This is a genomic window from Streptosporangium sp. NPDC048047, from assembly GCF_040653115.1.
Taxonomy (GTDB): domain Bacteria; phylum Actinomycetota; class Actinomycetes; order Streptosporangiales; family Streptosporangiaceae; genus Streptosporangium.
Genome location: NZ_JBEZNH010000013.1, coordinates 27,013 through 50,578, shown reverse-complemented (window position 1 = coordinate 50,578; position 23,566 = coordinate 27,013). Strand labels below are relative to the sequence as shown.

Sequence of the window (23,566 nt, the reverse complement as noted above, 5' to 3'; positions counted from 1 at the left end):
GAGAGGTCAGGACCGGCGGGGCTTCCCGGTGGCCTTCGCGGAGACGGCCGCGTGCTCACCGTGGTCCGCGTCCGGCGTCCCCGTGAGCTCCGGGGGCCGGTAGCCGAGCTGCCGGAGGATCGCCGTGAAGTAGGCCTTGATGGCCCCGGCGTCCTCGGTGTCGGGGTAGGAGCCCAGGTGGTGGAGCACCGAGCCGTTGAGGATCTCCTGCAGGACGGCGAGGTCGGAGTCCGGCGGGAGGTGGCCGCGCTCGCGCGAGCGCCGTAGCGCGGCGTGCTCGGCGGCTGCGCGCCGCTCGCCGTTGGCCCCCCGGTACGCCCGGAGCAGCTCGGGGTAGTCGTCCACCGCGCCGTAGAGCCGGCGCAGCATGCGGCGGTTGCGGGAGTCACTCAGATAGACCGCCCAGTCGTCGAGCATGCGCTCCACGTCGGGCCATTCCAGCGCGTCGGGGGCGTGGTCCCGGTGCACGGACTCGATCGCCTGGATCAGCAGGGCCGTCTTGTCCGGGAACCTGCGGTAGACGGTGGCCCGGGTGACGCCGGCGCGCTGGGAGACCCGTTCGATGCTGGTCTCGCCCGCGCCGCGCTCGATCAGGAGGTCGAGCGCGGCCGTGAGGACCGCCACGTCCACCTCCTGACTGCGTGGCCGCCCCGGCAGGCGCGAGGTGCGCGCGTCGCCGGTCATGCCCCGGCTCCGCACCGCGTGAGCGCGGCGCCGTCCTCGCGGCGGCCGGGCGTCTCGGGTTCGGCGGCGACGCGCCGGCCGGAGCCGGCGGGCCTCTCCCGGTCGGCGATCAATTCCGCGGTGTCCTTTCTCTCAGGTCCCGGTCCCGGTTCCGGTCCCCCGGATGAGACGTTAGCCGGTCCTCGTGACCAGGGCGTCGAACGCCCGATCGGGCAGGATCCTGTTCAGCGTCAGCAGCGTTCCCGCCAGATGGCCGACGTGGTAGCGCGGTCTCGGCCTCGGGGACTCGATCACGGACCTGATCGTCTCGGCGACCACGGCGGGGTCCGATCCCCGGGTGGCGCCCTCGGCCCGGCTCGCCATCGTCTCGGCCAGCGCGCCGTACGCGCCGCCGCCGGAGACGGCGCGCAGCCTCCGGGATGTGTCCTCCTCGAACTCCGTCTTGATGATGCCCGGCTGGACGACCACCACGCTGACGCCGAACGGCCGGCACTCCTGGCGGAGCGAGTCGGAGTACGTCTCCAGGGCGTGCTTCGACGCGTGGTACCAGGCCACGAGGGGGAGGGAGATCTCACCGGCGATCGAGGAGACGTTGACGATCGTTCCCGATGACCGCTCGCGCATGTGCGGCAGGACGAGCCGGGTGAGTTCGGCCGGTCCGAAGAGGTTGACCTCGAACAGGCGACGCGCCTCCTCCACGGGTACGTCCTCGATCGCGCCGTGCAGTCCGGCTCCGGCGTTGTTGACCAGCACGTCGATCCGGCCCTGCTCGTCGAGGACGGTTCGCACGACGCGCCGCAGGTCGTCCTCCCTCGTGACGTCCATCGCCAGGGCGTATCCCCCGGCGTGGCGCAGGTCGTCCATCAGCCGCACACGGCGCGCGACGCCGTACACGATGTGACCGGCCCCGCTCAGGCGCAGCGCGGTGGCGCGTCCGATCCCCGACGAGGCTCCGGTGACCAGACAGACCCTGCCCGCGACCCGTCTCCTCCCCCAGCGGACCATGTGTCCCTCCCGGATCTATTTGAATACAGGTATGTACTGTATTGTAATTGAACCTGGAGGCGATGTCATCCGGACGGCCTCCCTACGCCGCGGACCCGCACGGGTGAGCCGGAGCGCTCTCCGCCGGGCCCGGGGCGGACCCGGCCCGCGCACGAAAGACGAGAACCAGCCATGGACGCCTGCATACTCGGGTTCCACGACGTCGACAGGACACGACTCGCCCTGGCGGGAGGCAAGGGCGCCAACCTCGGCGAGCTGTCCGCGATCCCCGGCGTCCCCGTGCCGTACGGGTTCTGCGTCACCACCGAGGCCTACGAGGAGGTGGTGGAGCGTGACGCGTCGGTCGGCGCACTGATCGGAGAGCTGTCCGGACTGCGGGCCGACGACCGGGCGGGGATCGCCGCAGTCTGCGGGCGGCTGCGGGCCGCCGTCGAGGGCCTGACCGTACCCGCCGGGGTCCGGCGCGACATCGCCCGTCACCTGGAGGAGGCGGAGGCCCGGGAGGCGGAGGCCCGGGACGCGGACGCCGGCGGCCGGGGCGAGACGGCGGGCGGACGGGGCGCGGCCTACGCGGTGCGCTCCAGCGCCACCGCCGAGGACCTGCCGTCCAACTCCTTCGCCGGGCAGCAGGACACCTACCTGAACGTACGTGGGGCCGACGCGGTGATCGACGCCGTACGGCGGTGCTGGGCCTCCCTGTTCACCGACCGCGCGGTGGCGTACCGCATCCGGAACGACGTCGACCACCGCGCCGTACGGCTGGCGGTGGTCGTCCAGCGGATGGTCTTCCCGGACGCGGCGGGCATCATGTTCACCGCCGACCCCGTCTCGTCCAACCGCACGGTGGTCTCGATCGACGCCGGGTTCGGCCTGGGAGAGGCCCTCGTCTCCGGGCACGTCGACGCCGACACCTACCGGGTGCGAGCGGGACGGATCATCGACAGGAGGATCGCCACGAAGACGAAGGAACTGCGCGCGCTGCCGTCCGGCGGAACCCGGGAGCACCCGGTCGAGCCCGCCCGGCGGGACGCCCCGGTGCTCGGCGACGAACAGATCCTGGAACTCGAACGCCTGGGACGGCGCATCGAGGCGCACTTCGGCGCGCCCCAGGACATCGAGTGGGCCCTGTGCGACGGCGCGTTCCACATCCTGCAGAGCCGCCCCGTCACCACCCTCTACCCCGTGCCGCCCTCACCCGCCGGCGCACCCGCCGGCGAGAAGCGGGTGTACGTCTCCTACGGGCACCGGCAGATGATGACCGACGCGTTCGCCCCCCTGGGCCTGTCGTTCTTCTCCCTCCTTCACGACAGGCTCGGCCGTACGGCGGGCGTGGTGGCCGGCAACCGCTTCTACAAGGACGTCTCGGCCGAGCTCACCTCGCATTGGGCCAGGCCGGCCATGCTCAGGAGCCTCGACCAGGTCGACGTGCTGATGGCCGACGCGCTGCGCGCCGTGCTGAAGAGGAAGGACCTCGTCGCCTCCCTGCCGCACGGCAGAACCTCGATGCTGGACTTCGGCAAGGGCGGCCCGTTGCCGATCGCCCGCCAGTACCTCAGGCTCGCCCGCGAGGACGACCACCGCGTCGTGCCCGAACTCATCGCGCGCACCGAGGCCACGGTGGACCGGCTGCGGCGCGGCATCGCCGGAAAGACGGGCGACGAGCTGTTCGCTTACATCATCGACGACCACGACGTGCTGGCCGAGCTGACCTTCGACCCGCGCAGCGTGGCCGCGGCGTTCATCGGCATCCAGGCGGTGAACTGGGTCGACAGGCACATGGAGGCCTGGCTCGGCGAGAAGAACGCGGCCGACGTCATCGCCCGGTCCGCCGACCACAACGTCGTGGCCGCCATGGGTCTCGACCTGCTGGACGTCGCCGACGCCGTCCGCGGGCACCCCGGCATCGTGCGCCACCTGGAGACCGCCGGGCGTGACACCCTCCTCACCGGCCTCTCCCGGTTCGAGGGCGGCGCGGCCGTACGGGACGTCATCCTCGGTTACCTGCGCCGGTACGGCATGCACTGCGCCGGCGGCATCGACATCACCAGGACCCGGTGGAGCGAGGACCCGACGCTGCTCGTTCCGCTAATCCTCGGCGACGTCAGGAACTTCCCGCCCGGGGAGCGCGGCCGCAGGGTGGAACGGGGCCGCGCCGACGCCGAACGCGCCATGGAGGACCTCCTGCACCGCGTCGGAAAGCTGCCCGGCGGCGCGGGCAAGGCCAGGAAGGCGGCCAGGAAGATGAGCCTGATCCGCCACTTCATCGGCTACCGCGAGTACTCCAAGCACTCCCTGCTCCTGCGCTACGGGATCTACAAGACGGCGCTCATGGAGGAGGCCGCCAGGCTGGCCGCGCGAGGAATCGTCGAGCGGCCCGAGGACGTGTACTTCCTGTCCATCGAGGAGTTCAGGAAGGCGGTCGTCACCGGCGAGCTGGACCACGCGCTCATCACGGCCCGGCGGGAGGAACACGACGCCTACCGGAGGCTGACCCCGCCACGGGTGATCACCTCGGAGGGCGAGGTGATCACCGGCGGCTACGACGCGGGAACCCTCCCGGAGGGGGCGCTGGCGGGCGTCGCCGTCTCCTCCGGCGTCGTGGAGGGACGGGCACGGGTCGTCCTCAGCATGGCCGACGCCGATGTGCGGGAGGGGGACATCCTCGTCACCGCCTTCACCGACCCGAGCTGGTCCCCGCTGTTCGTCTCGGTGAGGGGCGTCGTCATGGAGGTCGGCGGGGTGATGACGCACGGCGCCGTGGTGGCCCGCGAGTACGGGCTGCCCGCGGTCGCCGGGGTGGAGGCGGCCACTCGGCGCATCGGGGACGGGCAGCTCATCCGGGTGAACGGCTCCGAAGGATACGTGGAGATCCTGCCGGACTCCTGACCGCGGCGACCGCCCCGGGGCGACGCGGGCGACGCGGGCGACGCGGTCCGGTGGCCGCGACGACCGCCGAGACGGCCCGTGGTCAGGCCCGAGGGGGCGTCATCCTCCGGCACCGCCGAAGCTGATCTCGTTGCCCTCCGCGTCCCGGTAGGTCACCTTGGTCACGCCGCCGTCGTACGTCTCACGCCTGGCGGGCTCGACGCCTCGCCGCGCGATCTCGGCGACCCGGTCGTCCAGGTCGTCGACGAACGACAGCACCAGGGCGTTCCCCGCCCGTTCCGGGTCCTGAACGATGTAGACGTACCGGTTCTCGGCCATCTCCCACACCGCCTCGACGTCGTTCGGCAGGAACGAGGGCTCCCGGCCGAAGAGCCGCTCGTACCACGGCAACGCCGCGGCGCAGTCGGTGACGGGGATGCCGACGAAGAGGTCACGTGCCATGCCGTCCTCCGTACGGGGCCGAGGTGTCGTCGGCACTGATTCTGACAGCGCCGGAAACCCCTCGGCACCCATCCGCGAGGCAAGGAACTCCAAGGGGGCCGTTGCCCGGCCTCACCCGCCGAGTTGCCGGCGGGCCTCCTTCTCCATCATCGCGGTGAAGCGCGCGTCGCGCTCGCCCTCCGCGCGCCGGGCCGTGTAGACGACGGTGTACCCGTCCGGGTCGGTGACGCGCAGGTCCCTGGTGTTCCACGGGGTGTCGGCGGGACCGTCGACCGTGCCGCCGCCGTGTGCGCGGGCCCGGTCGGCGAGGGCGTCGAGCTGCTCCAGCTCGGCCATCACTCCGATCGTCCAGCCCTCCCCCGGGTCGGCCTTGCCGGGACGCACCAGGATGTCCTGGTACCGCCAGCGGCGCAGGTGCACCAGCGCGGGCTCGCCGCCGGGTCCGGGCACGGTGAACAGCGATATGAAGTCCAGCCCGTTGACGTACCAGTCGACCGTGCGGTCGAGGTCGGCGACGGTCAGTGAGACGAAGGCGGGCATGCCGTAGATGTCGCGGGTGATCTCCGCGGGAATCGAATCCATGCGGCCCATCGTCGAGTCTCCAGCCGCTGGAAGGTCAAACGCTCCCCGGCTCCTCTCCTCGCCGGGCGGCGCGCGGGGTTCCTCGCCGGGCGGCGCGCGGGGTTCCTCGCCGGGCGGCGCGCGGGGTTTTCGGACACGCGCCTCGCCCGGTACGGCGCGTCCGGGGGCGGTCTCCGGCCAAAACGTGGTGCGGCGTCGTGGGAGATCGAAGTCCTCGGCGGCCAAGAGGCGAAACCGTCCTACGAGGCCGCACGCCTCAGACTGCGGAGAACCCACGGCGGGCAGTCCGCGGTCGACTCGGCCTCGGCGACGGTGAGCCAGACGAACCCGGCCACCTCCTCCACCGAGGCGGCCACGGGCTCGGCGTGCGCCGGTAGCTCGCCCCGGAACACCACGTTGATCACCGGGTCGCCGTCGTCGGTCACGAAGAACCCGCTTCCCGCATAGACGAGCGCGGCTCCCGTCATGTCGACGCCGATCTCCTCCGCCACCTCCCGGCGCGCCGTCTCCTCCAGCACGTCGGCTCCGGCTCCGTCGAGTTCGACCTTGCCGCCGACACCGGCGAGGGCACCGGGAGCATGGGACTCCCCCATCCCACGCCGGATGAGCAGCCAACGGCCGTCCCTCTCCAGGAAGACCTCGACGTTCACGACGAAGGCCGGTCGGCCTCCTCGCGTCGTACAGGCCGACACGCCGGACATGTGAGTACTCATGCTCGGAACCCTACGCGTGAAGGAAAACGAGAGGTTCGTGGATCCGGAGGAGGCCGTCCCGCCCCGCGGGCCTCCGGCCGGTGTCATGCGCGCGTTCCCCCGAGCGCGGCGGTGAGTTCGCCGGTGGTGGTGATGGCGTGGGCGAACGTGGGGCCGTTCAGCTCGTGGGCGGCGTGCATCATCTCGGGGAGGAACGCCGCGGTGGCGTCCCGGACCAGCGTGACGTGGTAGCCGAGCTCCATGGCGAATCGGCCGGTGGACTCGATGCAGGTGTTGGCCAGCAGGCCGACGAGCACGACGTGGGTGACGCCGTGCTGCTTGAGCTGGAAGTCGAGGTCGGTGTTGGCGAACCCGCTCTGCGCCCAGTGCTCCCCGGCCACCACGTCGCCGGGCTGCGGCTGGAAGTCGGGGTGGAACTCCCCGCCCCAGGTGCCGCGGGCGAAACTGTGCCGCCCCATGATGGCGCGCTGGGTGGGGTTGGGGTGGTTCCACGTCTCGTAGTCGCCCGGCTCCCAGCGGCGGTGCGGGACGAACATCACCCGTACGCCGGCGTCCCGGGCGGTTTGGATCACGGAACGCAGATGGTCCAGCAGCCCGACCTGCCTGGCCACGGACTCCACGCGCGGCCAGATCTTGCCGCCTTCTGACAGGAAGTCGTTGTAGGGGTCGACCAGCAGGACGGCGGTGTGGCGGGGGTCGTATGTCTGGGACATGGCTCCGCTCCGGTGTGGATGGTGAAGAACATCCGCAGTCAAGGCTATTCCCCTCCCCCGAGGATCAGAGCGTCGGGTGAGGCGATGACGTCACTCCGCCGCGCGCGCGGAGCACCTCGCGGCCACGCCGCGACTCGGGGAAACGGCCGAGCATGGCGCGCAACTCGACCGCGCCGACGTTCGAGCCGAACGGCTCCGTTCCCGGCTCCATCCGGACGCCTTCGGCGAGCGGGCCGGCGATCACCGGGTCGAAGCCGAGCGCGTCCACGATCGAGGCGGCGACCTCGACGTCGTCCGGATCGTCGCCCGCCACGGCGACCGCGCGGCGGCCGGGCGTGCCGGCGGGACGGGCGCCCTCCTCCAGATCGTGGTAGCCCATGTGGTTGAAGGCCTTGACGACCCGGGCGTACGGCAGGAACGCCTGGACGACCTCGCTGGAGGACGTACGCGGGTCGGTGAGATCGTCGCGCACGCCGTCCACCTCCCACCAGTGGTTCATCGCGTCGAGCACCAGCTTGCCGCGCAGCGCTTCGGCGGGGACGTCGCGGTACTTGCCGAGCGGCAGGGCCAGCACCACGACATCCGCCTCGGACGCGGCCTCCGCCGCGGTCACCGCGACCGCGCCAGGCGTGACGACCTCGACGATGAGGGAGATCCGTGCGGCCTCCCCGGAGCCCGCGATCAGGACGCGGTAGCCCGCCGCGACTGCGAGGCGGGACAGTACGGTGCCGACCTTGCCGGCGCCGAGGATGCCGATGGTACGGATGTCACCGGGTTTCATGGTCGCTCCAGCTCGTGGGTGGATCACGCGTGGACCGGGTCCGCCGCGAGCAGCTCGCGTACGCGCGGGGCGACCTCCCGGCCGAGCAGCTCGATCGTGCGGGCACGGGCGTCGCGGGGAAGATGCAGGATGTCGTACTTGAGATCGAAGCGGCTCAGGTGGAGATCGCGGGCCACCTCGGCGATCCTGCGGGCGACCGTCTCGGGCGATCCCACGAAGAGCGCGCCGTGCTCGATCTCGGCTTCGTAGCGTTCCCGGTTCGGCGCGTAGAAACCCCGCTCGGCCGCGAGCGCCTCGACGACGCCCTGCCAGTATCGCCACCAGGTCTCGACGGCCTCCTCGTCGGTGTCCGCGACGAGACCGAGCGAGTGCTGGCCGATCGGCAGCTCGGGACGGCCGAAGCGCTTGAGCGCCGTGAGGTACAGCTGGACGTTCCGGGCGAACCGCTGGGGCCGCCCGCCGATGACGGCCATCATGAGGGGCAGGCCGTGGCGGGCGGCGCGCACCACGGAGTCCGGGCTGCCGCCCACGCCGATCCAGGTGGGGATGCCTCCCGGTCTCATCCGGGGGTGCAGCCGCTGCCCGGTGAGAGGCGGCCGCACCGTTCCCGACCAGGTCACCTCCTCCTCGCGCTCGAGACGCAGGAAGAGATCGAGCTTCTCCTCGAACAGCCGCTCGTAGTGGGCCAGGTCATAGCCGAACAGTGAGAACGACTCCGTCGCGGAGGCGCGGCCGAGCACGATCTGCGCGCGGCCGTCGGACACCGCGTCGAGGGTGGAGAACTGCTGGTACAGCCGGACCGGGTCGTTCGTGCTCAGCACGGTCACGGACGTGCCGAGCCCGATGCGCCGGGTGGCGGTGGCGATCGCGGCGAGCAGCACCGGGGTCGCGGAGTCGTTGTGCCCCTCCCGGTAGTGCTCGCCCACGCTGAAGACGTCCAGCCCCACCGCCTCGGCCAGCCGGGCCTCCTCCACGAGCAGGCGCACGGTCTCGGCGTCGCTGAGCACGCGTCCGCCGTCCGTCGCCACCTCCCCGAACGAGTTGAGCCCCAGCTCGAAGCGTGGGTGTTCGGCCTTGCCGGCGATCACGTTTCCTCCTGCTTGCGTCGTGTGTGTGGTGTACGGAGGCCGCCGTGCGGCCGGGATGTGCGGAACGGCCCCGGCCGGCACGGAGTGTGTCGGACGGCCCCGGCAGGCACGGGGTCAGGCGGCCTGGCGGAGCGGGGCCAGGGCGCGGCTCCAGGCGACGATCTCGTCGAGCATGGTCGCGAGGGCCGCCACCTGATGCTCACCGGCTGCGAGCTTGCTGAAGTCCTGAAAGTCGGTGAACAGGGACAGGGTCACGTTGGTCCGCACGTCGGCGAGCTTGAGCTCGCCGGCGATCAGCCGCAGGTGCTCCGCCGCCCGGGCGCCGCCGACGCTTCCGTAGGACACAATGCCGAAGGCCTTGTGGTTCCACTCGGCGTACAGGTAGTCGATCGCGTTCTTCAGCACGCCCGAGATGGAGTGGTTGTACTCGGGCGTCACCATGACGAAGCCGTCGTAGGAGCCGATCTCGGCGGCCCACGTCCTGGTGTGCTCGTTCTGGTACTGGCCGTAGGCCGGCGGCATGGGCTCGTCCAGGTGCGGGAGCGGGTAGTCCAGCAGATCCACGATCTCGAAGGTGGCGTCGATGCGCCGGGAGGCGTTCTCCAGCACCCACCGCGCCACCTGTTCGCCGTTGCGGCCGGGGCGGGTACTTCCGAGGATGATGCCGATACGGATCATTGCGGGGTCCTTTCAATGCAGATGCCTCTTATGGCGGTCGGCACCTGCCGATGGCAGATGGTGCCGTCCCGCGGAGTGCTGGGAGAGGCCCGGTCGCCCCGAACGTGCTCCGGCCGGCGGTCACAGCGTGTCCTCGCGGGTCCTCGCCCAGGACGAGGACCCGGCTGGCCGGGGCTTTCGATCACCCGCCCGGCCGGCGGTGGACGGCCGTTCCGGCACGCCGGACGTACCGATCATCTCCCGTGCGTACGCCGACGGCCTGGAACGGGACAGCCGCGGCGACTTCCGCATACTTGGATACACACCGCTGATCGGTAACTTCAATTGAACCTGGGTCACATGAAGTGAACCGACGGGTTCTCAGTCGAGATCGCCGATATCGGGGTCGGCCGCCTCGTCGAAGACGCGGCGGTTGGCGCGGATCGTGTCCTGGTTGTCGGCCGCCCACCGGGTGAGCGTCAGGACGGGCTCGGACAGGGTCCGTCCGAACGGGGTGACCTCGTACTCGACCCGCGGCGGGATCTCCGCGAAGACCACGCGCTTGACCAGCCCGTCACGCTCCAGGCCGCGCAGTGTCAGCGACAGCATGCGGCGGGAGATACCGGGTGCCGTCCGCAGCAGCTCGGTGAAGCGCATCGGCCCCTTGTCGAGCAACCCGATGAGGATCAGGCTCCATTTGTCACCGACCCGGTCCAGCACCGACCGCAGAACGTCCGGGTCGTGCTCTAGGCACGCCCTGCCCAGCGAACGCAGCACCTTGTCCGCCTCAACCTGGTGCGACATGGGGCCCCCGCCTCCTCCGTCACCGACGGTGATCAGATCACGTCGCTGTCACCGGTTATCGAAGGGTACATCGGCAGGCAAAAGGGTTGATCCCTTGATCAGATACACCAACCCGATAGAAGGCCCCGTCATCGCCGGAGTGAGCACACAGCAGGGCCGACCCGCAGAGACCGCTGCGGACCTGGCGGAACTGCCCGGTCACCGTCCGGGCGGGTCAGCCGAGAGGAGATCGAGGACCGCGGGCGATGGCCCGGCGCAGCTCGTAGCGTTCGGCGATCCTCATGCCCGCCCACCTTCCTCATCCGTCACCGTCGGGTCGGCAAAACACGTTCGAGCGACCGCAGCAGGTCCCGGACGTCGCGGGTGTCGGGGTGGCCGGCGCCGCTTTCGGCTTCCAAGTCGGCCAGCAGGGGCCGCAGGACCGCACGCGCCCGCTCGTAGTCGCCCAGCCGGATGAGGAGCGTGCCGAGTTCCCTGCGCAGTTCCAGGACGAACCCGTCACGATCCCCCAGCACCGGCCGCGCGTCGCGGAGCAGGCCGTCCATCTGCGAGAGCGCGACCCGGTGCCGCCCGAGCGCCGCCGCGCAGAGCGCCCGGTTGAGGCGGCAGCCCAGCACCGCCGGGTGGACGGCTCCCAGCAGCGCCGACAGCCGGGGCAGGAGGTCGTCGTAGTCCTCGGCCGCCCGCCGGTAGTCCCTGGCCGCGAAGCGTGAGCCGGCCAGCCGCATGCGCAGCGCGAAGACCACCGGATCCTCCGGCGCAAGGACGCCCCCGGCCCCGGCGAGCGCGCTTTCGAGCAGTTCGACCGCCTGACTGAACCGCCCTTCGAGGGCGAGTTCCTCGGCGCGCTCGTTCGCCGCCCGCAGCTCCGCCTCAGAGAGGCTCCGCCCGGGTCCGGCATCCCGTATCGAGGCGCGGGGGCCGGTCAACGCGGTCTCGGCGACGCGCTCGGCGACGGCGGCGTACATCCGCAGCGGGTCGGGCGACGGCGGCGCGGCCGTCACACCGGGCAATGGCGGTGGGGCCGTCACGAACGGCAGCAGCCTCCCGTACACCTCCGCCGCGTCCACGGGCCGGTCGGCGGCGCTCTTGGCCAGCAACTCCAGGACCAGCCGTTCGATCTCGGAGGGCACATCCGCGCGGAGCGACCGCAAGGGGGTGGGCGCCTCGGTGTAGTGGCGGCCGACCTCGGCGGCGGTGTACGCCGACTCGAAGACCCGCGACCCGGTCAGCAGCTCGTGCAGCACGCAGCCCAACGCGTACAGGTCGCTTCGCGGACTGGCCAGACCCGTGACGGCCAGTTCGGGCGACATGTAGTGCGGCGTGCCGACGGTATGCCCGTCCTGGGTGATCTGGGTGACGTCCGCCGAGCCCAGCATCGCGACGACGCCGAAGTCGAGGACCTTGACCGTGCCGTCGGCGCACAGGACCAGGTTGGTCGGCTTGAGATCGCGGTGGATGAGCGAGCGGGCGTGCGCGACCGTCAGGACCGCGCAGATCTGGGCGGCGATCGCCGCCGCCCAGGCGACCGGAAGCGGGTGGTGGCAGGCGATCAGGTCGTCGACGCGGAAGCCCTCGACGAGTTCCATCACCAGGTAGAGGTCACCGTCATGGGTACCGAGGTCATGGATGACCGGAACCCCGGGATGCCCGATCCGCGCGGTGACCCGGGCCTCACGGCGGAAGCGCCGCTCGGCCTCCTCACGCAGTTCCGGGGTGGGGAACCGCTCCGTACGGATGAACTTGACCGCGACATGCCGGTCCAGCGACCGGTCGAAGCCCTTCCAGACCTCGCCGTAGCCGCCGCGGCCGAGGTAGTCGGCCAACTCGTACCGGTCACCGACGACGTCTCCCCGGTTCACGCGGCCTCCTCCAGGAAGAAACTTGTCCCCTCCCGGAGGAGGCCCGTCCCCCTGGAGGGGAGATCTGTCCCCTTTGGGGGAAAATGCGCTTCCTCCGGGGAGAGACCCATCCCCTCAGGGAGAAAGCACCTGACGGCCGTCACAGTCCCTCGCTGTCGCGGATCATCCGGTAGACCTGCCGACGCCCGATCTCGGTGATCCGCGACCGGAACAACGAGTCGTCGTAGAAGCGCTGCATCAGGCCGGTGTTGCCGGTGTGCCGGTCGATGACGACCTTCTCCAGGTGGTCGGCGAACACCTCGCCGAAGTTGGCCTCGTCGTTGACGAGGGCGGCCTGCCGGAGCGCGTCGGCGCCCGCCGCCTCACGGAACTGCTGCTCCACCCAGACCTGGTCCGCCTCTGACAGGCCCAGGCCGTACCTGTCGTTGAACGCGGCGATCAGGTCGCGCAACGAGGCCGTCTCCGGCTCGGGGGCCGCGCCTCCCCCGCCGTCCGGGCCGGGGATCGTCACCTCCTCCGCCTCGGAGAGGCTGATGTCGTGCTCACCGGTCAGGCTGATCCTCAGGTGGGTGAGGTCGATCTCGCCGATGTCCACCGCCGGGTCCTCCCGGCGCGGCAGCCGGTTCAGCAGGAAGCGGCCGAACAGGTACAGCCGCTCCAGGTCGGGGTCGACGTACGGCACGACCTGCGACAGGAAACCGTACAGGCGGACGTATCCGCGCAGGTCGCCGCGGAATTCCTCGGCCGCCTCCCCACCGTTCTCGGCGTCCTCGCGCTGCCGCTCGACGAAGCGCCGCACCGCGGGCCCGGTCAGCCGGTACAGCTCGGCGTGCGCCTTCTCCAGCTCCCGCCGGGTCGCCGAGGTCCGCTCGGCCCGCAGGTAGCCCTCGGCCAGGGCCTGCATCTCCGACTCCACCAGCAGGGCGTGCCCGAGCACGGCCGCCTCGCGGGTGTACAGCAGGTTGGGGTCGATCCGCTCGGTGGCGCTGCCCTCGTAGTACGGCCGGAACGCCTCCTGGATCTCCTCGGCCTCGTTGGCGAAGTCGAGCACGAACACGTCGCCCTGCGACTTGAGCCGGTGCGTACGGTTCAGCCGCGACAGCGTCTGCACCGCCGCCACCCCGGCGAGCTTCTTGTCGACGTACATCGTGGTCAGCAGCGGCTGGTCGAACCCGGTCTGGTACTTGCCGGCGACGACCAGGATCCGGTGCTCCGCCTTCTCCGCCGCGCCCGGCGAGGAGTCGTCGGCGCGGCAGTAGCCGAACCGCTCCGGCAGCTCCCGCTCGCTGAAGCCGTTGAGGCGTGCCTCGGTGTACTCCACCCCGTCGACCTTCAGCGTCTGTGAGAAGGCGATGAGCGTGCCGCAGTCGGAGTAGCCGTTCGCGGCGACGTGGTCGCGGATCGCCTGGCCGAGCCGTACGGCGTGCTCGCGCGAGCGGGTGACCACCATGGCCTTGGCCCGGCCGCCCATCCGCCCGGCGGTGTGCCGGCGGAAGTGCTCGACGATGATCTGCGCCCGCTGCTGCATGCTCGTCGGGTGCAGCTCGGCGAACCGGGTGAGCAGCGCCTGTCCCTTGCGCCGATCGACCTCGCGGTCGTCGGGCTCACTGCTGGCCAGCCGCCAGAACGTCGCGTAGGTGACGTAGTTCTTCAGCACGTCGAGGATGAAGCCCTCCTCGATCGCCTGCCGCATGGAGTAGGTGTGGAAGGCACGCGGTTTGCCATCCTCGCCGGGCACGCCGAAGAGGGTCAGCGTCTTGCCCTTCGGCGTCGCGGTGAACGCGAAGTACGACAGGTTGTCGTGCCTGCCCCGGGCGAGGGCGCTCGCGGTCAGCAGGTCGCCGTCCTCGTCGATGTCGTCGGTGCTCGCAGCGCCGGCCGCGTCAACAGGCGCGGCATCTGGTGTGGCACCGGACGCCCCGCCAGTCACGTCGCCGGACGCGGTGCCGCCGCCGAGCTTGAGCAGCACCCGCTTGAGCGCCGCCGCCCCCTCGCCGGACTGTGACGAGTGCGCCTCGTCCACGATGACCGCGAACCGCCGACCGCGCAGGCCCTCGATCTTCTGCAGGACATGAGGGAACTTCTGCAGGGTGGTGATGACGACCTTGGCCGTCTCCCCTTGCAGCGCCTCGGCGAGCTGGTCGGAATGCTGGTCGATCCGCCGGACGACGCCCGGCGTGTGCTCGAACTGGTAGATCGTCTCCTGGAGCTGGCGGTCCAGCACCACCCGGTCGGTGATCACGATGACCTTGTCGAAGACAGGCTGGTCAGGCTCATATCCCTTGGCCAGCGCGGTCTCGTCGATCCCGGCGAGGGCGGCCGGGGTGTGCAGGCCGGACAGCGCGTGCGCGAGCCAGGCGATCGTGTTGGACTTGCCCGACCCCGCCGAGTGCTGGACGAGGTAGTTATGGCCGGCGCCGTACCGCCTGGCGTGCCCGGACAGGGTCTGTACGGCGTGCCACTGATGGAACCGGGGGAAGATCAACGGCAGCCGGTGAGCCTTACCCGGGGACGGCTTGCGGCCCTTGCCCTTCCTGACGTCCTCGTCGTCGACGTGCAGGAACCGCCTGAGCAGGTCGAGCCAGGTGTCAGGGTGCCAGATCCGCGTCCAGAGGTAGGCGGTCCGGTAGGCGCTCGCGCCGTACGGATCACCCAGGTCGGCTGCGTCGAGCACGCCGGGGGCATCGGGGTTGCCCGCGCCGCCCGGCCTGCCGGGGCCGGCCGTACCCATGTTGAACGGCAGGAAGCGGGTCCGCTCCCCCGCCAGCCGGGTGGTGACGAACACCAGGTCGGGGTCCACGGCGAAGTGGACGAGCGTCCGCCGGGCGAACAGCAACTCCTGGGGGTCGCGGTCCTCACGGTACTGCCGCTTGGCGTGCTCTACGGTCTGGCCGGTGAGCGGGTTCTTCAGCTCGGCCGTGGCGACCGGGATCCCGTTGACGAACAGGGCCAGGTCGAGGGCGTCGGTCGTCTTCGCCGAGTAGCGGAACTGGCGGACCACGCTGAGGATGTTCTTGCCGTACGGTTCCAGCGCGTCGGCGGCGACGGTGTGCGCGGGCCGGAAGTAGGCCAGCCGGAACAGGACGCCCCGGTCCTTGACGCCGTGCCGCAGCACCTCCAGCGCGCCCTCGTCGTCGATCGCCCTGGCCACCCGCTCGACCAGCCGCCGCGCGGCCACCGCCTCGTTCCCGGCATGCGCGACGACCAGCCGCCGCCACTCCTTGGGCTGCGTCGCCCGCACGAAGTCGAGCAGCTCCTGCGTGTTCAGCCCGAGGGCGTGGTCGTAGAGGTCGTTCGAGCCCTTCAGCCAGCCCGCGCCGATCAGCGCCGACTCGATGACGTCCTCGAAGACCTTCTCGTGGTGCACGGGGGGCACGGTCACCGGTCCTTCAGGTTCTGAGGTTCTCAGGGGTCTCGGGTTCCTCGGAGGGGAAACTTCAGAGCCCCCAATTGAAACAGAAGGGACGGGGCGATGGGGGATATCAGTGGAACGTTCCGAACATTCCTCCCCAAGCGGACTGCCCGAGAGCGGTTGCCTGGAGGGCACAGTCGGGGAAGCACGTGAAGCGCGGGGAGTGAGGCGGGAATCAGCTAGCGGAAGAGGGCTCGGGGGTGCCGTTAGGCCAGATGCAGGGCGACGAAGCCCCCATGCTGAGCACTACATCGTCACCGTCATAAGCGGACAGCAGTGAGAGCAGGAAGTCGTCAGGCCTGGAGCGCCCCGTAATGTTCCGGCCGTTGGCGGAGACTCCGGAGATGCGATATCCCTGCTGTTCCCAATAGCTTTTGATCTGGCCAACGACTTCAGAGACCTTGTCCTGGGGGATGCCTCGCAGGTAATAGGAGCGATTCACCACGATTCGATCTTCCGACCCGCCATCGGTCGGATCTAGGCACATATTGGGGTTGAGACTGGGAGCATAAAGGTCAAGGCGGGGTTTCGGCTGGACGACGGCAGCCGTTTCCTTGATGAGTTGCTCCACACGAGCCAACGCCTGAGCCTCAGTCATTGTCGGCTTGTCCACAGCATCTCCTCCAGTACAACCGGTCACGATCACAACGACGACGACGATTATCGCGGCGAGACGAGACATCTATTCACCTGTCGGCGTAGGCGGGGGTTGCGGAGCGGGTGAGGGTTGCGGGGCAGGCGGTGGCCTGTCGACCGGCATCGCACCCGACGGGTGTGGCGACGGAACAGGATGAGCCAAGGGAGGCGGAGGCGCAGGCGGCCCAGGGAAAGGAACAAGGTCGCCATATTTGCCATCGATCAGGTAACCGATGTTGGCGAGGGAATCAGATTCATCGTCCCAATAGCTGGAGTGAGCTTTGAAGTTTCCTGCGAAGTCTCCGGTATCCGGGACATAGAACTGCTTAGCGCCGAACCTCGGTTCACTAGGGTCGGCTCCAAGGAACGGAACAATGGTTCCCACGTCTCCTACCGGGTCGTTAGGAGCCTCTCCCACCCACACCGAACCGACTCCCAGCTCTTTCGCCTTCCTCGCGCTTGCGCCTGGACTGCCTACAAAGATCAATTGATCCGCGAAGGAATGGGGACGCAGTTGCGCGGCATCGCCGACCGTCGTCGATCCGTAGCTGTGCCCCAGGACGGTGAGGCGAGCTTCGCGGTTCGGAGCATGGGCGGCATGCAGACCATCTGTGAAGCTTGCCAGCAACGGGCCGCCCTTCCATGCGGCAAAGGGAAGCCCAGGCGTCTTGTCATGGATGACGAGATTTATTCCCCACTGCGGGGCGTCGTAGCCGACCCAGGCGATGGAGGCGACCTTCTTGCCCAGCGCGAACCTGTTCGCCTGGTCCCAGGTGACGGCGGCTCGTTCCGATTCGGCACCCCCGAACCCATCCAGTTTGGTGCCGGTGCCGGGAACATAGACGGCTACGTTGTCAGCTTCATCAGGGTTTCCGAATGAGACGACGGCCTTACCCAATCCTCCCGGTTCGAGTTGCAGCAGGAAGGCCGGAGCGCGGCCGTTCTGCCCACCCCGTGCCATCCCCTTCTCCACCGCCGCGAGCTGCCGCATCTTCAGCTCCTGCTCCTCAATCGACCCCTTCACTCGCTCCGAGGACTCGCGCAGTTGCTCCAGTCTCTGGCTGAGGCCGTACTTCTGCTGAGGATCGCGGATGCCCGCCATCTGGTCGCTGAGCTTCTTCATCTCCGCTCCCAGCGCGGCCGAGGAGGCACGGAGACGCTGCAACTCCGGTGGGATCACGGCTTTCTGGGCGGCGAGGTAAGCCCGGTTGGCCTTGTCACGGTCCACCGCGGGGAGCCCGTTCAGGCTGCCGACCAGGCCCGGGGAGGCGTTCATCAACTGACCTTGCGCCAGTGGACCGAGCTGCCGCCACCACACGCTGAGCCGTCCGGCGAGCGTCTTGTCCTTGCCGGTCTTCTGCAGGTCCGCCAACGCCTTCAGCGCCGCGACGTCCCCACGGGCTGCGGCGGCGGTCAGCTTGCCCACCCCGTTGGAGTCCGGCGCATGCCCGCCGAACAGGCCGAAGGCGGCCGTCGCCTGGGAGGCGGTGCCGATGTCGTGGGTCTGCTGGATCACCGCCAGCCGCTGCCGCAGGTCGCGGACCTGCTCCTCGGCCCAGACGCCGGCGTCACCTACCTGCCGCACGGAAGGCGAGGCGACGCACAGCGCCGACAGTTCGGCGGAGAGCCGCTGCCCGGCCCCGATCAGCTCCGGCCCGGCCCGCTGGAGGTCGGCCACCAGGCGGCCCATCGCGGCGACGTCCATCCCGGAGAAGGAGGACGGCCGGGCCGCCGCCGTGCCGACCGACGTGGAGAACGAGGGCGCCTGCGCCTGGCCGCCGAGCTGCCTGATCCGCCGCGCCATCTCCTCGGCCGCGTCCTGGAAGGCCGACTGCAATGCCGTACGGCGGGCCGCGAGTGCCTGGGCGAACGCCGGCGCTCCCCCGCCGACCCAGGCGTTGGCCGCCATGTACCGCACGGACGAGTCCAGCGCCGCCGCATGGCTCCGGCCGAGCTGAGTGATCCGCGACAACGCCGCTTCCAACTCCGCAGTCGCATTCGCCGCCACAATGCGCCAGAGTCTCACGCAAGGCCATCCAGGATCAAGGTCCGGCGTTGAAGTCTCCCGAAACAGACATTCCCGATATACGGTCCCTACAAAATCAATTCAACACCGGAAGCGACCAGGTTCCTGACACCCAGCCGCCCGCCCCGAGCAGGCCACTGAAAAGCGGCGGCCCGGCCCGTCGATGCCGGGCCGGGCCGATTACGGCGCCTCCTACCGCTCGAACCAACCGGTTCTCTTACTACGAAACAGGATGAAAAGGATGGCAAGAGCAAGCGCCAGGCCCACAACGACGATGTTGACCACTCCGAACAGCGTGAACGCGGTGCCACCGTACTCCAGCGCCGCAAGCCCCTCGATCACGACGGCCGCCACCCAGGCCCCCCGCCGCCGCATGGCGATGAGGACCGACAGCGGACCCGGTACCAGCAGGGGAACCGGGAACAGGTAGATGTACCAGGGCAGGACGTCGAGGCTGGGCAGCCCCATCATCACGAGGAAGGCGAACGCGATGAAGGTCATCACCGCCCCGAGGCCCGTCTGAAGCCACATGAGCACCATCAGGGCCGTTATCTCCACCGGCATACGCTTCTTTCTCGGCGCGCTCTCCGGCCGGGATAACGGTTCTACGGGGATGTGCGGGTCGGGCACCGGACCTCCGGATGTCGAAGCGGATGCGGAACGGCTCGCAGGCGCCCTTTCCGAGAAAAGGATCCCCGAAGGTAAGCCGCCGGAGGAACGTATCAGCGGAGGCCCGATCAGACAGCCGTCATGCCCTTCTTGCCGGATTTCAAGGACGACGGCGTGAACCTCAACGCTCGCCGCTCGCAACCGTTCCGGTGCCCGCCACGACCTCGTCCGGGCACGCTGAACGCATGCATTCCGAGTTAAAGAAAGAGAGCGTGGAAGAGGCTCTCCAAGCGTGCGCGACGCTGAGCAGATACCACTACACGCCCAACCCGGACCTTTTCCTGCTCGGCGAGCGGTGGATCACCCGCGCGGAGCGGAGCGTGGCGTCCGTTCGCCGCTTCGTGCGCGACACGGCCGGCGACTGGGACGCGGCCGGAGACGCCCCGGAGATCGCCGAACTGCTCGTCTCGGAGCTGGCCACCAACGCCATGGCGTACGGCACGGCCGACGCCCCCACCCGCAACGTCATCCGGGTCACGGTCGGCAAGCTGGGCGCGCTGCTGGTGGTGGACGTCTACGACTCCTGCGTCGAGATCCCCCGGATGCGCAGGCCGTCCGACCTGGAGACCTCCGGCCGCGGCCTGTCCATCGTCGAGGACCTCTCCTGCAACTGGGGCTGGACCCTCAACCCGTACGGCAAGTCCGTCTGGTTCCAACTCCTCGCCTGGCCCTGAGCGCCCGATCGGCCGGGACCCCGGCCGGTGAAGGCCGGGGGCGCCGTACGGCGAGCCTCCGCCGAGGCGGCGTCGCGAGTGCCAATCTCCCGATCGGGGTCGGCGACCGATCGCCGTCGCGGTGACGGTCGAATCCGGCTTTCTCATCCACCCCATGCGCGCACCGGATTATCGATGGCGATATATCCGGGCAGACCAGATCAGAGCTCCAAGCCAAGCAGATCAACCTTTCTTGCAATTCATCACAACCGATGATATGGAGTAATTGATACCTTCAATCGAAAAGAGGGCGAATGAAGGCTGTCCGGCGGCTGGGAAAGACTCCGGAAGCGCGCGGCGACACCACTGCCGCCACAGGGTCACCGGATATCATCGAATTGGATGACGGAAACTTCGCCGTCATCGGGACCGATATCACCGACCAGCTCGGCGTGAATCCACTGCACGACGCACGATGTGCCCCGGACGAACGGATCGTACTGATCTCACGCGCCACGCTGATCTCGGCGAAGAGCGACATTCCGGAGCAGTAGATGCGTCCTCCGCGGTGGGCAACGGCCTCAGGCCGGCGACTGGACCTCGACGAGTTCGGGACGTGCTTCCTGGATGCCTGGTCACGCACGGACGAACGGTTCCTCAAGCTTGAATGCTGGCAGAGCTACCGCGAACGCGACATCACCACCTCCCAGGCCGCCTACGAGCGGGGTGACCTCACCGAGGCCGAACGGCTGCTCCGGACGGAGTCGGAGGCCGAGCGGTCGCTGTACGAGGACGTCGAGCGAAGAGGCATCGACTACGCCCGGATCCGCCTGATCCAGGAGCCGTTGACGCCCTATCTCGACTACGAGCTGATCGCCTATCGCATTCGGGTGAAGGTCGGCGAGAACATCGAAGTCGTGCGTTGCGACCCCGCGATGAGACTCCCCGACGAGGAGCATTTCGATTTCCTCCTCTTCGACCGGCACACGGCCCTGATCCATGATTACGGGGAGATCGGTCTCCAGTCGGGAGGGTGGGTGACGCACGACTCCGATGTGATCGCCGCGCTGGAGAAGAAAGCGGTCGCGCTCCGGCGGCGGGCCGTACCGTTCGAGGAGTTCATGGCCGACATCTGATCGGGCATGGACGGCGGCCGGTCCTCCGGATACGTTCCGATGATGAGTCGCCGCCGGTGGTTGAGAGCCGTCGCCCTTTCCTCCGCTCCGATTCTCGGTATCGCATTGGTCGCGATTGTGCTGGTCATACCTGCGATTCTGTTGCTCCGCTCCGACGCCGCGACCCTCGACAAGTGGTCGAAGATCGGAGAGGCGCTGTCGCCGATCGGCGTCTTCTTCTCCGGCGTCGCGTTCATCGGCATCGCCCTCACCCTCTTCCTCCAGGGCCGGGAGCTGCGCAACCAGCGCGAGGAGCTGACCATCGCGCGTGAGGAGCAGCAGCGCAGCAGCGAGATCGCGCTGCGTGAGCTGCACACCAGTTTGATCAGGATGGCGATCGACGACGCCGAGCTGCGGGAGGTGTGGCCGCTGATGTCGCCGGGGGTCGAGGCGACGAAGAAGGACCACTACTGCAACCTGATCCTCAACCTGCAGAAGGTCGCCTACGAGACCCGAACCATCGAGCTGGCCGAACTGCGCGGCGCGCTCAGCCACCTGATGGAGAGCAGGGACATCTACCGTTTCTGGCAGAAGGCCCGGACCGTACGGGTGACGGTCACCCGGGGCGACGAGGGCGAGGACTTCTTCACCGCCGAGGTCGACCGCGCCTTCGCCGCCGCCGTTCCCCCTCAGGCCAGAGGCGTTCTCCCCCGGCTCCAGAACGCCGTCACACGACTGCGAAGCAGGTAGACCCGAGAGGGGCGATATTCGCCTCACCCGCCGAGTTGCCGGTAAGCCGCCTCCGCGTCATCGGAGATCAGCGGGGCGTTTCCCGAAGGTGTTCGGCGCAGCAGCGGGCGGCGTCCTCGCGAAGCCGCTCGTAGGACCGGTTACGGCCCAGCGGGCTCCTGGTCAGCCCGAGCGTCACGGCCCGGTCGAGGACGTCCGGGGCGTCGGTCTCCCGATAGCGGCGGCCCGAGCCGCTGACCTCCTTCATCAGGATCTGCTTGGGGTCGGTCAGCTTGCCGGTGTCCCGGCCCCGGTGGCGGGCCGGGACCGACCAGGTGCCGCAGAGGGCGGTGAGGGCGTCCGGGAACAGCAGCAGCCACGACTCGATCTCCGACACCGCCAGGGCGTAGTGAGCCGTGCCCAGCGCGGACTCCAGCGCCTTCTCCACCCGCAGCCGGACGAGCGGATACCGGTCGTCGTCGACCGCGTCGAGGTCCTCGTGGACGAAGACGCACGCCACCGTCGTGTCGTCCCGTACGGCCCGCGCCCGGACCTTGCGGGCGAGCGTCTCGGCACGCGCGGTCAGGTTCGCACCGGTGGCCTGACGCAGGCGCACCGGGTCGCTGATCTCCACGACCCGACCCCGCATGTCGGGGCAGAGGTCCTCCAGCAGGATCCGGATGCCGAGCCGGTCGTTCCGGTCCTCACCGGCGACCACCACGACCGGTTTCCTGGCCGGCCGGGCGCGGGTGCCTCCGCGCCTGCTCACAGATCGCCGCCTAACGCCCCGGAGAACCACAGCTCACCCAGCGGCATCCCCTCGCTGGCCCGCACGATCTCCTCCACCCGGGCCGTCGGGATGGCCGGGATCAGGGAGGAGCCGTCCTCGCCACGTTCGCACACGATGAGCTCCTCCGGCCTGAGCCGGTCGGCGAGGGCCGGCGAGTGCGTGGCGATGATGAACTGCGTCCGCTCGCTCGCCTCCCGGACCCGCTCGACCAGCAGCTCCAGCGCCTGAGGATGCAGGCCGTGGTCGATCTCCTCCACGCAGGTGAGCGCCGGAGGATTCGGGTCGTGGAGCATGGCGAGGAGGCCGAGCAGCCGGATGGTGCCGTAGGAGGCGTCGAGCAGGGGGGTGCCACCTCGCAACCCCCGCTCGCGCAAGGTGACGACGACGGTGTGAGCCGCCCCCCAAGGGTGCTCGAAGTCGATGGCTTCGAGGTGAGGAAGGACCTCCACCGCGTCGGCCTGGAGGCGTTCCCAGGGCTCTTCGCCGGCGTCTCGCAGCGTCATCAGGAACCCGGCGAGGTTGGAGGCGTCGTCCTCGATGGCGTCATGACCGCTTTCCACGACACGGGACGGCAGACAGGCGCGGGTGACATCTACATCAAAGACACGGAAACCGGCAAGAAAATCAGCCAAGGCTACGACCTCCTGGCCTCCAAGCTTCTCGGACAGCCGAGGCAGGGTCGATAGAGCACTGGTCAGAGCGCTGAGGGTGAGTGCACTTCCTCCAGTGGATACGATCCTAAACGGAGGGGGTAGTCCCCCGATATTCCTGTCGCTGACCACGCCATCTTCCTTGACCTGGATCTTACGTCTGCCGCCGTTCGGCAGCGCCAGGTCGAAAGCCTCCGTTCGCTTCAACAATCGATCGTTCAGCACCATCTCGTACTCATCTGGCTGGTCACTGGCGAATGCTGACCACCTGCCTTTGAGACCGACCATGACGCGGTGAATCTCAGGATCGCCGCCACGGAAGACCAGCCGGTCAAACCCCCCACGCCTATCAAGGGCTGGACCCAGATCACTGCGGACGACGTCAGCCAAGAAGTCGAACACCTTCAGAACGTTCGTTTTTCCCGCGCCGTTCGGTCCGACCAGCACGTTGACCGGATTGAGGGGCAGCGTCACGTCCCTCAGGCTGAGGAAGTTCTGCACCTTCAGTTCGCTCAGACGCCGTACCATGATCCCCCGCTCTCCGGCCGGCTGGTACGGAGGTCGCGCCGCCGACCGTCCCCGGCTGTCGCGCACCATCTTCCCCGCCTCCGCAGCAGTGATCCAACAGGTTGACGAGCGTAGCGGTACGGAGATCCCATTCGGCGGTGAA

Annotated in this window: 22 protein-coding genes; 5 read left to right on the top strand and 17 right to left on the bottom strand. The window is 69.3% G+C overall.

Going from position 1 to position 23,566, the window contains the following annotated elements; translation table 11 throughout:
* Positions 1-6: 6 nt before the first annotated feature.
* Both AB0D67_RS14200 and AB0D67_RS14195 read right to left on the bottom strand, forming a co-directional pair.
* Entirely contained in the window at positions 7-684 is a 678-nt protein-coding gene (locus AB0D67_RS14200; RefSeq protein WP_362934001.1) for a TetR/AcrR family transcriptional regulator, read from the bottom strand.
* 171 nt (positions 685-855) lie between these two features.
* Positions 856-1,689, bottom strand: coding sequence for an oxidoreductase (locus AB0D67_RS14195; protein WP_362933998.1), 834 nt, complete (start codon positions 1,687-1,689; stop codon positions 856-858).
* Positions 1,690-1,860: 171 nt separating this feature from the next.
* On the opposite strand from AB0D67_RS14195, the gene rph reads away from it, so the two are divergent.
* The gene (gene rph, locus AB0D67_RS14190) at positions 1,861-4,575 is read left to right on the top strand and encodes a rifamycin-inactivating phosphotransferase (protein ID WP_362933995.1); all 2,715 of its coding nucleotides are present in this window, start codon (positions 1,861-1,863) and stop codon (positions 4,573-4,575) included.
* A gap of 99 nt (positions 4,576-4,674) precedes the next feature.
* Here rph and AB0D67_RS14185 read toward each other — a convergent pair whose 3' ends face one another.
* The 13 genes from AB0D67_RS14185 to AB0D67_RS14125 form a co-directional block, all read right to left on the bottom strand.
* Positions 4,675-5,016 (bottom strand): VOC family protein, encoded by a 342-nt coding sequence (locus tag AB0D67_RS14185; RefSeq protein ID WP_362933992.1) that lies wholly within the window; start codon positions 5,014-5,016, stop codon positions 4,675-4,677.
* Between the two features lie 111 nt (positions 5,017-5,127).
* Entirely contained in the window at positions 5,128-5,598 is a 471-nt protein-coding gene (locus AB0D67_RS14180) for a VOC family protein (RefSeq protein WP_362933989.1), read from the bottom strand.
* A 239-nt stretch (positions 5,599-5,837) separates the two neighbouring features.
* Positions 5,838-6,311, bottom strand: coding sequence for an NUDIX domain-containing protein (locus tag AB0D67_RS14175; RefSeq protein WP_362933986.1), 474 nt, complete (start codon positions 6,309-6,311; stop codon positions 5,838-5,840).
* Positions 6,312-6,394: 83 nt separating this feature from the next.
* On the bottom strand, positions 6,395-7,024 hold the full coding sequence (locus AB0D67_RS14170) for an isochorismatase family cysteine hydrolase (RefSeq protein WP_362933983.1): 630 nt from the start codon (positions 7,022-7,024) through the stop codon (positions 6,395-6,397).
* 64 nt (positions 7,025-7,088) lie between these two features.
* Positions 7,089-7,805: an NAD(P)-binding domain-containing protein gene (locus AB0D67_RS14165; RefSeq protein WP_362933980.1), complete on the bottom strand. Its 717-nt coding sequence runs from the start codon at positions 7,803-7,805 to the stop codon at positions 7,089-7,091.
* A gap of 23 nt (positions 7,806-7,828) precedes the next feature.
* Entirely contained in the window at positions 7,829-8,893 is a 1,065-nt protein-coding gene (locus tag AB0D67_RS14160; RefSeq protein ID WP_362933977.1) for an LLM class flavin-dependent oxidoreductase, read from the bottom strand.
* 114 nt (positions 8,894-9,007) lie between these two features.
* Positions 9,008-9,571, bottom strand: coding sequence for an NAD(P)H-dependent oxidoreductase (locus AB0D67_RS14155; RefSeq protein ID WP_362933974.1), 564 nt, complete (start codon positions 9,569-9,571; stop codon positions 9,008-9,010).
* A 360-nt stretch (positions 9,572-9,931) separates the two neighbouring features.
* The gene (locus AB0D67_RS14150) at positions 9,932-10,354 is read right to left on the bottom strand and encodes a helix-turn-helix domain-containing protein (RefSeq protein ID WP_362933971.1); all 423 of its coding nucleotides are present in this window, start codon (positions 10,352-10,354) and stop codon (positions 9,932-9,934) included.
* A 305-nt stretch (positions 10,355-10,659) separates the two neighbouring features.
* Positions 10,660-12,216: a serine/threonine-protein kinase gene (locus AB0D67_RS14145; RefSeq protein WP_362933968.1), complete on the bottom strand. Its 1,557-nt coding sequence runs from the start codon at positions 12,214-12,216 to the stop codon at positions 10,660-10,662.
* A 139-nt stretch (positions 12,217-12,355) separates the two neighbouring features.
* The gene (locus AB0D67_RS14140; RefSeq protein WP_362933965.1) at positions 12,356-15,598 is read right to left on the bottom strand and encodes a type I restriction endonuclease; all 3,243 of its coding nucleotides are present in this window, start codon (positions 15,596-15,598) and stop codon (positions 12,356-12,358) included.
* 205 nt (positions 15,599-15,803) lie between these two features.
* Complete coding sequence (locus AB0D67_RS14135; RefSeq protein WP_362933962.1) at positions 15,804-16,310, bottom strand: hypothetical protein; 507 nt, start codon at positions 16,308-16,310, stop codon at positions 15,804-15,806.
* Entirely contained in the window at positions 16,311-18,290 is a 1,980-nt protein-coding gene (locus AB0D67_RS14130; protein ID WP_362933959.1) for an alpha/beta hydrolase, read from the bottom strand. It lies immediately after the preceding gene.
* A 192-nt stretch (positions 18,291-18,482) separates the two neighbouring features.
* Complete coding sequence (locus AB0D67_RS14125; RefSeq protein ID WP_362933956.1) at positions 18,483-18,920, bottom strand: hypothetical protein; 438 nt, start codon at positions 18,918-18,920, stop codon at positions 18,483-18,485.
* A gap of 251 nt (positions 18,921-19,171) precedes the next feature.
* Here AB0D67_RS14125 and AB0D67_RS14120 point away from each other — a divergent pair, with 251 nt between their 5' ends.
* From AB0D67_RS14120 to AB0D67_RS14105, 4 genes are all read left to right on the top strand, one after another.
* Positions 19,172-19,633, top strand: a complete 462-nt coding sequence (locus AB0D67_RS14120) for an ATP-binding protein (RefSeq protein WP_362933953.1) — start codon at positions 19,172-19,174, stop codon at positions 19,631-19,633.
* Positions 19,634-19,926: 293 nt separating this feature from the next.
* Positions 19,927-20,166, top strand: coding sequence for a hypothetical protein (locus AB0D67_RS14115; RefSeq protein ID WP_362933950.1), 240 nt, complete (start codon positions 19,927-19,929; stop codon positions 20,164-20,166).
* Entirely contained in the window at positions 20,167-20,748 is a 582-nt protein-coding gene (locus AB0D67_RS14110) for a DUF6879 family protein (RefSeq protein WP_362933947.1), read from the top strand.
* Positions 20,749-20,889: 141 nt separating this feature from the next.
* A complete protein-coding gene (locus AB0D67_RS14105; protein ID WP_362933944.1) occupies positions 20,890-21,477 on the top strand; it encodes a DUF6082 family protein in 588 nt (195 codons plus the stop codon).
* A gap of 67 nt (positions 21,478-21,544) precedes the next feature.
* Here the strand turns inward: AB0D67_RS14105 and AB0D67_RS14100 are convergent, their stop codons facing one another.
* Together AB0D67_RS14100 and AB0D67_RS14095 are read right to left on the bottom strand one after the other, a co-directional pair.
* On the bottom strand, positions 21,545-22,225 hold the full coding sequence (locus tag AB0D67_RS14100) for a hypothetical protein (RefSeq protein ID WP_362933941.1): 681 nt from the start codon (positions 22,223-22,225) through the stop codon (positions 21,545-21,547).
* Entirely contained in the window at positions 22,222-23,493 is a 1,272-nt protein-coding gene (locus AB0D67_RS14095) for an AAA family ATPase (RefSeq protein ID WP_362933938.1), read from the bottom strand. The genes AB0D67_RS14100 and AB0D67_RS14095 overlap by 4 nt, the downstream gene beginning before the upstream one ends.
* Between the last annotated feature and the right edge of the window lie 73 nt (positions 23,494-23,566).